This window comes from Geodermatophilus obscurus DSM 43160 (genome assembly GCF_000025345.1).
GTDB classification, from domain to species: domain Bacteria; phylum Actinomycetota; class Actinomycetes; order Mycobacteriales; family Geodermatophilaceae; genus Geodermatophilus; species Geodermatophilus obscurus.
The window spans coordinates 2,827,898-2,839,689 of sequence record NC_013757.1; the positions used below are offsets into that span (position 1 = coordinate 2,827,898).

An 11,792-nucleotide genomic window follows, 5' to 3' on the forward strand; every position below is an offset into this window, starting at 1 on the left:
CCTCGCCGGCCCGGTCACCTGGACCCCTCCAGCAGCTCGGCCAGGTCCTGGACGACCACGTCCGCGCCGGACGCCGCCAGGGCCTCGGCCTGCCCGACCCGGTCGACGCCGACGACGTAGCCGAACGCGCCCGCCCGGCCCGCGGCCACCCCGGCCAGCGCGTCCTCGAAGACGACGGCCTCCGCCGGCTGCACCCCCAGGGCCCGGGCGCCGGCCAGGAAGGTGTCGGGGGCGGGCTTGCCGCGCAGCCCCTGCGCCGCCGCCACCTCGCCGTCCACCCGGGTGTCGATCAGGTCGGCGAAGCCGCCGGCCCCGATCACCTGGCCACCGTTGCGCGAGGCGGTGACCACCGCCGTCGCCAGCCCCGCCTCCCTGGCCGCCCGCAGGTAGCGGATCGAGCCCGGGTACACCTCCACGCCGTGCTCGGCGAGCTCGGCGTGCACCAGCTGGTTCTTGCGCAGGCCCACCCCGTGCACCGTGGTGGCGTCCGGCGGGTCGTCCGGCGTCCCCTCGGGCAGCACGATGCCGCGGCTGGCCAGGAAGTCGCGCACCCCGTCGAGACGCGGCTTGCCGTCGACGTAGCGGTTGTAGTCCTGCTGCGTGAACTCCCCGGCCGCGGGGTCGCTGCGGCGCAGGAACTCGTCGAACGTGCGCTTCCAGGCGGCCATGTGGACGGTTGCCGTCCGGGTGAGGACGCCGTCCAGGTCGAACAGGCAGGCACGTATCGAGCCGGGGAGACCGAGCACGACACGACGCTACCGGCGTCCGCGCGCCGCCGCCGGGCCGGAAACCCGCTGTTCACAGCGGGGTGGCCCCGTCCCGCGCCCCGCCCTGAGCCTGCGAAGGGCGGGGAGGACGGGGTCCTCCTAGGGTCGGCGCGGGGACGCCTGTCCCCACCCAGCCGCGAGATGCGAGGAGAGCAGCGCCCATGGCCGAGCGCCCGACGCCCCCCAGCCCCTACGACTTCCTGCCGCAGGTCCCGGGCTTCGAGGTGACCAGCACCGACGTGACCGACGGCGAGCCGCTGTCCTCGCCGCAGGTGAGCGGGGTCATGGGCGCCGGCGGCGAGGACCGCTCACCGCAGCTGTCCTGGGCGGGCTTCCCGGAGGGCACCAGGAGCTTCGCGGTCACCGTCTACGACCCCGACGCCCCCACCCACAGCGGCTTCTGGCACTGGGCGGTGGCCAACATCCCGGTCTCGGTCACCGAGCTGCCCGGCGGGGCCGGCGACCAGCAGGGGTCCGGGCTGCCCGAGGGCGCCGTCCAGCTGCGCAACGACGCCGGCTTCCCCGGTTACGTCGGTGCCGCACCCCCGGCCGGCCACGGTCCGCACCGCTACTACGTCACGGTGCACGCCGTCGACGTCGACCGGCTCGACGTGACCCCGGACGCCTCCCCCGCGTTCCTGGGTTTCAACCTGTTCAGCCACACCCTCGCCCGCGCGGTGCTCGTGGGGACCTACGAGCAGGACTGAACGGCCCCGTCTCGTACCGCACCGCGACGTCCCGGACGCGGTGCGCGCACGACACACCACCTCTGCTTGAACGTTCAGCTGGCTGTCATCTGGTAGGGGAACCATGACGGTGTGGACACGGCTCGGGCGCTGCGGACCTGGCCCCGTCGCGTCCACCGGGGTGTGCCGCCGGTCCTGGTGGCGGTCGTCCTGCTCGCGCTGCTGCTCGCCGAGGTCGCGACCCCGCGCTGGGCGGCGGCGGAGCACGAGGTCGGCCCCGCCGAGATCGTCCCGGCCGTGACCGCGGCCTACGGGGACGCCGGCACGTTCGCCGTGGTAGTCGCCCGCCAGGAGGAGCGCCTGACCGGCGGGTCCATCCGCGCCGCCGAGGCCCACAGCGCCCGGGTGCAGGCCCGGACGGCGGGCAGCGAACTGGCCGGCCGGCCCTTCCCCACCGCCTCGCTGGTCAAGCTCTTCCTCGCCGAGGACGTCCTGCACCGCGCGCGCACCGGAGCCGTCGGCCTGACCCCCGAGGACCGGGCGCAGCTCGAGGTGATGATCCGCGGCTCGAACGACCCCGCGGCCTCGGACGTCTGGGTGCGCTTCGGCGGAGCGCAGGCGGTGCGCGACGTCGCCACCCGCTACGGCCTGACCGGCACCGCACCGCCCCTCCGGTGGGGACAGTGGGGCGAGACGACGACGACCGCCGCCGACCTGGCCCGGTTCCTCGCCCGGCTGCCCGTCATCGCCCACCCGGACGACGCCGCCGCGCTTCAGGGCTGGATGGGCACCGCGACCCCCATCGCCTCCGACGGGTTCGACCAGGAGTACGGCGTGTTCGGGACGCTGCCCGGGGCCGCGGTCAAGCAGGGCTGGATGTGCTGCCTCAGCGGCCAGCGGCACCTGCACTCGGTGGGGATCGCCGGTGGTCGGGTGGTGGTGTTGCTCAGCGAGGTGCCCCGGTCGGTGGGCTGGGACGCGGCCAAGGCTGCGCTGGACGCGGCCGCCGCTGCCGTGCCGCCGCCGGCGGCCTCCTGAGCTCAGCCCCCGTCGGCGAGGTCGGCAACGCCCACGGTGGCCAGGCGGGCGAAGCCGGTCCGCTCGTAGACCCGCGCGACGTCGTCGTCCCCGGCCACCAGGAACACCAGCTCGGCGCTCTCCCGGGCATGTGCGGTCAGCGCCGAGGCGAGGCCCGCGCCCAGCCCGCGCCCCCGCAGCCGGGGCAGGGTGGCCACGCCGGCGATCTCGGTGACCTCCGCGCCGTCGACGTCCACCGGGTGGTGGGTGCCGACCGCGACGGGCTCGCCGTCCTCGACCGCGACCATCATGACGGTGCGGCCGGTCGCGATCCGCTCACGCAGCACTGCGGTGCGCGGCGAGCCGAGGGCCACACCGACCGAGGGGCCGCCCGCCTCCGAGCGCGGTCCCGGGTGGGCGAAGGCGATCGACGCCAGGCGCTCGTAGCGTGGCAGCTCGGGGTCCTCGGCGCCGACCAGGTACAGCCGGACGCCGGAGGGCAGCAGCAGCTCCACGGGGTCCGCGGCGACCAGCAGTGGCGAGGAGTCCACGGCCAGCCCGGCGGCGCGCACGGCCGCCTCCACCGTCGGCGCGTCCTCGCACACCCACTCGAGCGCCACCGGCAGGCCCGCGGCCTGCTGGAGCGCGGCGGCCGACCGGACGTCGTCGGCGCTCACCGTCTCCCCCGGCCGCGGCCGCGCCGGGTAGGGCCACATGGGGCTGCCGACCGGCACGTCGAGACCGCCGACGGTCTCGATGCGCGCGTCGGGGAGCGGCGCCGCGGCGAAGTACCGCTCGACACGCTCGAGCAGCCCGGGGGGCAGGGACACACCGGCACCCTAGACGGAGCGCGGGACGGCGTCCGCCGATGGCCGCTCGAGCGCCCGGGAGCCACCCGGGGGCGTGAGGCACCGGGGGCGGACGGCACGATGGGGGCCGTGACAGGAGTGGGATGGGCGGCGTGACGGCGGCGGCACGACCCCAGGTGTCGCCCTACGCGGTCTTCGACCGCGCCTCGTGGCGCTCCCTCGCGGCGGGCACCTCGCTGCCCCTGGACGCGGCGCAGCTGGAGTCACTGGCCAGCCTCGGTGACCGGATCGACCTCGACGAGGTGGCGACGGTCTACCTGCCGCTGGCCGGGCTGCTGCGGCTGCACGTGGAGGCCAGCCGGCGGCTGTGGGCGGCCCGCAGCGAGTTCCTGGGCGACTCGACGGCCAAGGTGCCCTACGTGATCGCGGTCGCCGGCAGCGTCGCCGTCGGCAAGAGCACCACCGCCCGGCTGCTGCAGACGCTGCTGGCGGCCGGCCCCGACAGCCCCCGGGTCGACCTGGTGACCACCGACGGGTTCCTGCTGCCCAACGCCGAGCTGGACGCCCGCGGGCTGCTCGGGCGCAAGGGCTTCCCGGAGAGCTACGACCGGCGGGGGCTGCTGCGCTTCCTCGCCGACGTGAAGTCCGGCCGCGACGAGGTCAGCGCCCCGCTGTACGACCACCTGTCCTACGACGTCGTCCCCGACGCTCGGCAGGTCGTCGACCGGCCCGACATCCTCGTGCTGGAGGGGCTCAACGTGCTGCAGGCCGGCCGCCCGGCCGACGGCCGCGCACCCGAGGTGTTCCTCTCCGACTTCTTCGACTTCTCGGTCTACGTCGACGCCGCCGAGTCCGACATCCGGCAGTGGTACGTCGAGCGCTTCCTCGCCCTGCGGCGGACGGCGTTCGCCGACACCAGTGCCTACTTCCACCGCTTCGCCGACCTGACCGACGAGCAGGCCCGCGAGACGGCTCTCGGCATCTGGGCGGCCGTCAACGGCCCCAACCTGCGCGACAACATCGCCCCGACCCGCTCCCGCGCCCGGCTGGTGCTGCAGAAGGCCGCCGACCACGAGGTGCGCCGGGTCCTGCTGCGCAAGATCTGAGCCCGACGCGGGGCAGGGCCTGCCTGTGGTCGGCCGCTTTTCGTCCTTCCTGGTCGTTGTTCGGCCGAGTTGGGGATAACGGCAGTATGGGATGTGACTGGCCGTAAGCAGGATCAGTCGACGCTCGCCGCGTGTCGACGGCGACGACCCCGCGGTCAGCCCGGTCGCCGACGACACCGACCCTGCGGCGTCGGCCGCCCCGTGTCGCCCGGACGTCCCCCGCGGATCGGAGCGCACGCCGCGAGCGCCGGCCCTGATCGCCGCCCGCGACACCCGTGTTGCCGCCCACGACAGCCGTCGGGGTCCCGGAGGGCGGGCTCCCCTCCTCCGCAGCAGCCGGTCCTTCTGGGATCTTCGAGGCGTCGGGCAGTTGGGGATAACGGGTGTACGGCAGTCGCGCGAGGGCGGTGGCGCCGGCCCTGACGGTCGGCGCCACGGCCGCGACCGTCAGGGCCGACCCACGGCCTGATTCCGCGTCAGGGTCCGCTGGCCGCCCGGAGAGCCCGCGGCGATGCCCCGGCAGGGACGACCGTCGTCAGGCCGGAGCGCCGGCGGGGACCGCGTCGGCCGCCGTCCCCAGGTCGTCGGGAGCCCCCTCGGCGCGGTCCGGGACGCGGGCCACGGGCCCCGAGGGCGGGTCGGGCTCGGCGAAGGCCTCCGGTGACGGGCAGGAGCAGACCAGGTTGCGGTCGCCGTAGGCCTGGTCGATCCGGCGCACCGGTGCGAGGTAGCCGCGGCCGCGCAGCGCCGGCACCGGGTAGACGGCGACCTCGCGCGGATACGGCCGGTCCCACTCCCCCGCCACCATGGCGAGGGTGTGCGGGGCGTTGCGCAGCGGGTTGTCGGTCCGGTCGTACTCCCCGGTGGCGACCTTCTCGATCTCCGCGCGGATGGCGACCATGGCGTCGACGAAGCGGTCCAGCTCGCCCCTGTCCTCGCTCTCCGTCGGCTCGACCATCAGCGTGCCGGCGACCGGGAAGCTCATCGTCGGGGCGTGGAAGCCGAAGTCGACCAGCCGCTTGGCGATGTCGTCGTTGGTGATCCCGGTGGCCTTGGTCAGAGGCCGGAGATCGAGGATGCACTCGTGAGCGACGAGCCCGTCGGCGCCGGTGTAGAGCACCGGGTAGTGCTCGCGCAGCCGGGTGGCGACGTAGTTGGCGGCCAGGATGGCGTGCTCGGTTGCCCGCAGCAGCCCGTCGGGCCCCATCAGCCGCACGTAGGCCCAGGAGATCGGCAGGATGCCGGCCGACCCCCACGGCGCGGCCGAGACCGCCGGGCCCTGCGTCCCGGTGTCGACCAGCGGGTGGCCGGGCAGGAACGGCACCAGGTGCTCGCGGACGCCGATCGGCCCGACGCCGGGGCCCCCGCCGCCGTGCGGGATGCAGAAGGTCTTGTGCAGGTTCAGGTGGCTGACGTCGGAGCCGAAGCGGCCGGGCCGGGCCAGGCCGACCATCGCGTTGAGGTTGGCGCCGTCGACGTAGACCTGACCGCCGGCGTCGTGCACCGCGCCGCAGATCTCCTGGATGTCGGCCTCGAACACCCCGTGCGTCGACGGGTAGGTGATCATGATGGCGGCCAGCCGCTCGGCGTGCTGGTCGACCTTGGCGTGCAGGTCGGCGACGTCGACGTTGCCGGCCTCGTCGCAGGCCACCACGACCACCCGCATCCCGGCCATCACCGCGCTGGCGGCGTTGGTTCCGTGCGCCGAGGACGGAATCAAGCAGACGTCGCGGTGTGCCTCGCCGCGGGAGCGGTGGTAGCCGCGGATGGCCAGCAGCCCGGCGAACTCGCCCTGCGAGCCCGCATTGGGCTGCACGCTCACCGCCGCGTAGCCGGTGACCTCGGCCAGCGCGGTGCACAGCTCGTCGATCAGCTGCCGGTAGCCGCGGGCCTGCTCGGCCGGGGCGAACGGGTGCAGCTGGGCGAACTCCGGCCAGGTGATCGCGGCCATCTCCACCGCGGAGTTCAGCTTCATCGTGCAGGAGCCGAGCGGGATCATCGTGCGGTCCAGCGCCAGGTCCTTGTCCGACAGCGAGCGCAGGTAGCGCAGCAGCGCGGTCTCCGAGCGGTGCGCGGAGAAGATCGGGTGGGTCAGGAACGGGGTGCGGCGGCGCAGCTCGGCGGGCAGCGCGTCGGCACCGCCGTCGTCCGGCGTCGCGTCGTCCACCGGGACGCCGAAGGCCTTCGCCACCACGCGCAGCGTGTCGACCGTCGTCGTCTCGTCGCAGGCGACACCGACGGTGTCGGCGTCGACCAGCCGCAGGTTGATGCGCTGCTGCGCGGCCGCGGCGACCACCTCGGCGGCCCGGCCGGGCACCCGGGCGTGCACGGTGTCGAAGAACCGGTCGTGGACGACCTCCACTCCGCCCGCGCGCAGCCAGCCGGCCAGGGCCTGCGCGCTGCGGTGCACGCGGGCGGCGATCGCGGTCAGACCCTCCGCGCCGTGGTAGACGGCGTAGGCGCCGGCCATGACGGCGAGCAGCACCTGCGCGGTGCAGATGTTGCTGGTCGCCTTCTCCCGGCGGATGTGCTGCTCGCGGGTCTGCAGCGCCAGCCGGTAGGCGGCGTCGCCGTCGGCGTCGACCGAGACGCCGACCAGCCGGCCGGGCAGCTGCCGGGCCAGCCCCTCGCGCACCGACAGGTAGCCGGCGTGCGGGCCGCCGTACCCCATGGGGACGCCGAAACGCTGCGAGCTGCCGCACGCGACGTCGGCGCCCCACTCCCCCGGCGCCTCCAGCAGCGTCAGCGCCAGCAGGTCGGCGGCGACGACGACCGCGGCGCCGGCTTCGTGCGCGGCGGCGGCGAGCGCCCGGTGGTCGCGGATGGCGCCGCTGGCCCCCGGGTAGGACAGCAGCACGCCGAACGCCCCGGCCTCGGGCAGGTCGGTGGGCCAGCCGGTGGAGAGGTCGGTGATGTGCAGGGCGATGCCCAGCGGCTCGGCGCGGGTGCGCAGGACGGCGAGGGTCTGCGGCAGCGTGTCCTCGTCGACGACGAACACCGCCTCCGCCTTGGCCCGCCCGGCCCGGCGGACCAGGGTCATCGCCTCGGCGGCGGCGGTCGCCTCGTCGAGCATGGAGGCGCCGGCGACGGGCAGGCCGGTGAGGTCGGCGACCATCGTCTGGAAGTTGATCAGCGCTTCCAGCCGGCCCTGGCTGATCTCGGGCTGGTAGGGCGTGTAGGCGGTGTACCAGGCGGGGTTCTCCAGGATGGTCCGCTGGATGACCGCGGGGGTGACCGTGCCGGAGTAGCCGAGCCCGATCATCGAGGTGTGCACGTCGTTGGCCTCGGCCCGCTCGCGCAGCAGCCGCAGCACGGTGGCCTCGTCGGCGGCCGGCGGCAGGTCCAGCGGCGTCCGGTCCCGGACGCCCTCGGGCACGCACGCGTCGACCAGGGACTCCAGCGTCGGGTGGCCGACGGCGGCGAGCATCGCCTGCGTCTCGTCGGGTCGCGGGCCGATGTGCCGGGCGGCGAAGGACCCCGCGGGGTCCAGCGCGGCGAGTGCGGGCAGGGGCTCAGGGGCACGGTCCGCCATTACCACGACGCTACCAGCGGCTGAGCGGACGGCGGCGGGTGCGCGGACGAGGCGACCGACGTCAGGCGCGGTCCGACGAGGCGGGGCGGGTGGGGCTCGGCTCAGCAGAAGGACAGCACGTGGCCGCGGTGTCGGCCGGAGGCCGGCGGTGTCATCGCCTCACACCGCGGCGCGGCGGCGGCGGCGCTGGGAGAGCTCGTCGTCGGTGGTGTGCAGCGGGGCGCCGTCGATGCGCTCGGCCGGCAGCTCGGCCAGTTCGCCGGAGAGCTCGCGCAGCGCGCCGGAGACGGCGATGCCGAAGACGCCCTGACCTCCGGCGAGCAGGTCCACGACCTCCTCGGCGGAGGTGCACTCGTACACCGTGGCGCCGTCGGAGAAGAGCGTGACGTTCGCGAGGTCCTTGATGCCGCGGTTGCGGAGGTGGTCGACGGCCTTGCGGATGTTCTGCAGCGAGACGCCGGTGTCGAGCAGCCGCTTGACGACCTTGAGCACCAGGATGTCGCGGAAGGAGTACAGCCGCTGGGTCCCCGAGCCGGTGGCGCTGCGCACCGACGGTGCGACCAGGCCGGTACGGGCCCAGTAGTCCAGCTGCCTGTAGGTGATGCCGGCAGCGGCACACGCCGTCGGGCCGCGGTACCCGACGAGGTCGCTGTCGACCTCGTCGTAGGACGGCGCGCCCACGGCAGCGTCGCTGAAGAGCTGACCCTGGGAGCCCTTGCTCTGGTCGCTCACGTCAGCGTCCTCCTCTGCTCCCGCAGCTGACGCCGCGGTCCCCGCGGTGGGCGCCGGACTCGTGTCGCTGCAGGCGGGCTGCCGCGTCGCGTGCCAGTACTTCCACCGCTGTTGTTCGCCGACCGTAAGCCGGGCCCTGGGGTGGGTCAACTGAGGAGGGCGGCGTGTCGCGGCACTCACCCATCGGAGGGGTATCGGCGCACCGTGCCTCGCCCTTGACCCGGATCGCGCCTCCGACCGCGACGACCCGCCGCACGCGCCCCTGCCGTCACAGCAGTCACCCGCGCCGCACGCCCGCCGACCGCGTGGCCCCGCCGCGCCGTCCGGAGCCGCCCCCGTCCCGGGCGCGGTGACGTACGAGAACGGCCACCTCTCAGGCTTCCGCCGGCCTCGCTGCGGGGTCCCGCCGTGAGCCTGTGAGTGGCGGGGGGAGGGAGGCCCGCTTCCGGGGCGCGGGGGGAAGGGTGGTCCTTGGCTTCAGGCGGGGCCGCCGCCGGAGCCGGAGCCGGCGCCGAAGTCCTCCGGGGAGATCTGGTCGAGGAACTCGCGGAACTTCTCGACCTCGTCCTCCTGCTCGTCGGGGATCTCGATGCCGACCTCGTCGAGCAGGTCCTCGGCGCCGAAGATCGGGGCACCGGTGCGGACGGCGAGGGCGACGGCGTCCGACGGGCGGGCGCTGACCACCCGGTCGTCGCCGAACACCAGCTCGGCGATGTAGATGCCGTCGCGCATCTCGGTGATGTTGACGGCCTCGAGCTCCGCGCCCAGCGCGCGGACCACCTCGCGCAGCAGGTCGTGGGTCATCGGCCGGGCCGGGCGCACGCCCTGCTGCTCGAAGGCGATCGCGGCCGCCTCGACCGCACCGATCCAGATGGGCAGGTACCGCTCCCCCTGCGTCTCCTTGAGCAGCAGGATCGGCTGGTTCCCGGGCAGCTCGACCCGGACGCCGACGACTCTGAGTTCCTGCACGGTGGGGCTCCCTCAGCTGCGGCCCGGGAACGGGCGGTGGATCGGTACGGGCGGCTGGTGGACGACGGCTCGGCGCCGGGCCGCGGACTCGGAGCCCGGCTCCGACCACGGTACGCCCGAGTCAGGGGCGCAGGAGGTCCCGGAGGCGTGCCTCCAGGAGGGCTCCGTGCAGCTGGGCGGAGAGCCCCGCGAGCTCCCGCAGCTTCTCGGTGGCCCGGTTGCGGGCCTCCTCCGAGCGCGCCCGCAGCACCGGCGCGACCAGCTGCTCGACCAGCCCGGCCTCCCGCTCGGCGCCGTTCTGGTAGACGCGCAGGTGCCGCGGCTCGATGCCGTGCCGGGCGAGACCGGCGGCCGCCCGCGCGATCGGCAGGTCGGCCGCGGGGTGCCGCCCGTCGGCGTCGGGGGTGAGCAGCCCGAACTGCACACAGGCGGCCAGCTGCCCGGGCTCGAGTCCCGACGCCCGCGCGAACTGCTCGCTGGTCAGGCTGCCGGTGTCGGCGTCCTCCTCCGGCGGCGGCGCCGTCGGCGGCGCGCTGCCCGGCAGCGGCTCGCCGCGGTCGAGCGCCGCGAGGTGGTCCTTGATGACCCGCAGGGGCAGGTACTGGTCGCGCTGGGCGGCCAGCACGTACCGCAGCCGGGCCACGTCGGCCGAGGAGAACTTCCGGTACCCCGACGGCGTGCGCTGTGGGTGCACCAGGTCCTCGGACTCCAGGTACCGGATCTTGCTGATCGTGACGTCCGGGAAGTCCTCGCGCAGCACGGTCAGCACCTCGCCGATCGTGAGGCGCGGCGTGTGCCGCTCGTCGGGCTGCCCGGACTCGTCGGCACGCGAGGGCACCGCGCTCACGCCGCCGGCCGTGCTGTCGGCAGCGTCCCCGCCCCCCCGGCTGCCCGCCGGGTCACGAGCGCTCCTCGCTGGCGCTCGTCGCGCTCGTGCCCGGTGGTGCCGCGCACATGCGTGACCTCGCGGGCTCGGTCACGCGCCGGCGGGCTCGCCCGTGCGCGGACCGGTCAGGTACACGAGGCGGAACTTGCCGATCTGCACCTCGTCGCCCCCGGCCAGCGTCGCGACGTCGACCGGCTCGCGGTTGACGTAGGTGCCGTTGAGGCTGCCGACGTCGTGCACCGAGAAGCCGCCGCCCTCGCGGTGGAACTCCACGTGCCGGCGGCTGACGGTCACGTCGTCGAGGAAGATGTCGCTGTCGGGGTGCCGACCGGCGGTGGTGACGTCCTGGTCGAGCAGGAAGCGGCTGCCGGCGTTGGGGCCGCGCTTGACGACCAGCAGGGCCGAGCCCGCGGGCAGCGACTCCACCGCGCCGGCGTGGGCGTCGGCCTCGGTGACCTCGGGGGTCTCGGCGGAGTCCTCGCCACCCACCTTGGGGATGACGCTGGTGGACTCCCCGATCCGCTCCTGGGACAGCGCCGCGCCGCACTGCGCGCAGAAGCGACTGCCCTCGGGGTTGTTGTGGCCACAACGAGTGCAGTGCACGTCTGTCTCCTCCGGTGCAGGGGTGGCACCGCCGCGGGCCTGGGGTCTGGCCGCGGGCGGCCGGCGGACGACGGGCCGGACGGCCCGTCGCGGGTCGGTCGCCGCGTCGTGCACGGCGGGCCGTGGGTCATGGAACCAGCGGCCGACCCGAGGGTCAACCGAACGTACAGGGTGAGGCTCGGCGCTCACCCCGGGGGCCGCGCGGCTCCCACGGGGCAGCATAGTGACCCTCGCCGGGGGCCCGGGACAGGTCAGCCCGCGTCGACCAGGGCCTGGTACGCGGCGGCGTCCAGCAGCGCCCCGGTGGGGTCGTCGCCGTTCCCGGCGACGGTGATCTCGACCAGCCAGCCCTCCCCGTAGGGGTCGGCGTTGATGGTCTCCGGCGCGTCGGTGAGGGCCTCGTTGGCCGCGGTCACGACGCCGGCGACCGGCGCGTAGACGTCGGAGACCGACTTGGTCGACTCCACCTCGCCGATGGCGGTGCCGGGCGCGACCTCGGTCCCGACCTCGGGCAGCTGCACGAAGACGATGTCGCCCAGCGCGTCCTGGGCGTGGTCGGTGATGCCGACCCGCACGACGGTGCCCTCGCCCCCACCCGGCTGCAGCAGGGCCCACTCGTGCTGCTCGGTGTAGCGGCGGTCGTCGGGCGTGGTCATGCAGCGGCTCCTCGTCGGGGAGGGGTGGG

The 11,792-nt window shown here is 75.0% G+C and carries 11 protein-coding genes; 3 read left to right on the plus strand and 8 right to left on the minus strand.

What is annotated here, in order from left to right:
- Positions 1-14: 14 nt before the first annotated feature.
- A complete protein-coding gene (locus tag GOBS_RS13275; RefSeq protein ID WP_012948783.1) occupies positions 15-746 on the minus strand; it encodes a beta-phosphoglucomutase family hydrolase in 732 nt (243 codons plus the stop codon).
- Between the two features lie 182 nt (positions 747-928).
- Here GOBS_RS13275 and GOBS_RS13280 point away from each other — a divergent pair, with 182 nt between their 5' ends.
- Both GOBS_RS13280 and GOBS_RS13285 read left to right on the plus strand, forming a co-directional pair.
- On the plus strand, positions 929-1,474 hold the full coding sequence (locus GOBS_RS13280) for a YbhB/YbcL family Raf kinase inhibitor-like protein (RefSeq protein ID WP_012948784.1): 546 nt from the start codon (positions 929-931) through the stop codon (positions 1,472-1,474).
- A 111-nt stretch (positions 1,475-1,585) separates the two neighbouring features.
- Positions 1,586-2,491, plus strand: a complete 906-nt coding sequence (locus GOBS_RS13285; protein ID WP_243697498.1) for a class A beta-lactamase-related serine hydrolase — start codon at positions 1,586-1,588, stop codon at positions 2,489-2,491.
- 2 nt (positions 2,492-2,493) lie between these two features.
- Here GOBS_RS13285 and GOBS_RS13290 read toward each other — a convergent pair whose 3' ends face one another.
- Positions 2,494-3,300, minus strand: a complete 807-nt coding sequence (locus tag GOBS_RS13290; RefSeq protein ID WP_012948786.1) for a GNAT family N-acetyltransferase — start codon at positions 3,298-3,300, stop codon at positions 2,494-2,496.
- Positions 3,301-3,422: 122 nt separating this feature from the next.
- Between GOBS_RS13290 and coaA the strand changes: the two genes are divergently transcribed.
- The gene (coaA, locus tag GOBS_RS13295) at positions 3,423-4,385 is read left to right on the plus strand and encodes a type I pantothenate kinase (RefSeq protein ID WP_012948787.1); all 963 of its coding nucleotides are present in this window, start codon (positions 3,423-3,425) and stop codon (positions 4,383-4,385) included.
- Positions 4,386-4,920: 535 nt separating this feature from the next.
- Here the strand turns inward: coaA and gcvP are convergent.
- From gcvP to gcvH, 6 genes are all read right to left on the minus strand, one after another.
- Complete coding sequence (gene gcvP / locus GOBS_RS13300) at positions 4,921-7,917, minus strand: aminomethyl-transferring glycine dehydrogenase (protein ID WP_012948788.1); 2,997 nt, start codon at positions 7,915-7,917, stop codon at positions 4,921-4,923.
- A gap of 159 nt (positions 7,918-8,076) precedes the next feature.
- Entirely contained in the window at positions 8,077-8,649 is a 573-nt protein-coding gene (locus GOBS_RS13305) for a MerR family transcriptional regulator (RefSeq protein ID WP_012948789.1), read from the minus strand.
- Between the two features lie 477 nt (positions 8,650-9,126).
- On the minus strand, positions 9,127-9,618 hold the full coding sequence (locus tag GOBS_RS13310; RefSeq protein ID WP_012948790.1) for a bifunctional nuclease family protein: 492 nt from the start codon (positions 9,616-9,618) through the stop codon (positions 9,127-9,129).
- A 121-nt stretch (positions 9,619-9,739) separates the two neighbouring features.
- Positions 9,740-10,465, minus strand: a complete 726-nt coding sequence (gene ftsR, locus GOBS_RS13315) for a transcriptional regulator FtsR (RefSeq protein ID WP_041241489.1) — start codon at positions 10,463-10,465, stop codon at positions 9,740-9,742.
- 129 nt (positions 10,466-10,594) lie between these two features.
- Positions 10,595-11,107, minus strand: a complete 513-nt coding sequence (odhI, locus tag GOBS_RS13320; RefSeq protein ID WP_012948792.1) for an oxoglutarate dehydrogenase inhibitor Odhl — start codon at positions 11,105-11,107, stop codon at positions 10,595-10,597.
- A 251-nt stretch (positions 11,108-11,358) separates the two neighbouring features.
- The gene (gcvH, locus tag GOBS_RS13325) at positions 11,359-11,763 is read right to left on the minus strand and encodes a glycine cleavage system protein GcvH (protein WP_012948793.1); all 405 of its coding nucleotides are present in this window, start codon (positions 11,761-11,763) and stop codon (positions 11,359-11,361) included.
- Positions 11,764-11,792 lie beyond the last annotated feature (29 nt).

Coding starts and splice junctions, on each gene's coding strand:
- gcvP (WP_012948788.1), bottom strand. CDS start 7,917: ATGGCGGACCGTGCCCCTGAGCCCCTGCCCGCACTCGCCGCGCTGGAC.
- gcvH (WP_012948793.1), bottom strand. CDS start 11,763: ATGACCACGCCCGACGACCGCCGCTACACCGAGCAGCACGAGTGGGCC.
- coaA (WP_012948787.1), top strand. CDS start 3,423: ATGGGCGGCGTGACGGCGGCGGCACGACCCCAGGTGTCGCCCTACGCG.
- GOBS_RS13280 (WP_012948784.1), top strand. CDS start 929: ATGGCCGAGCGCCCGACGCCCCCCAGCCCCTACGACTTCCTGCCGCAG.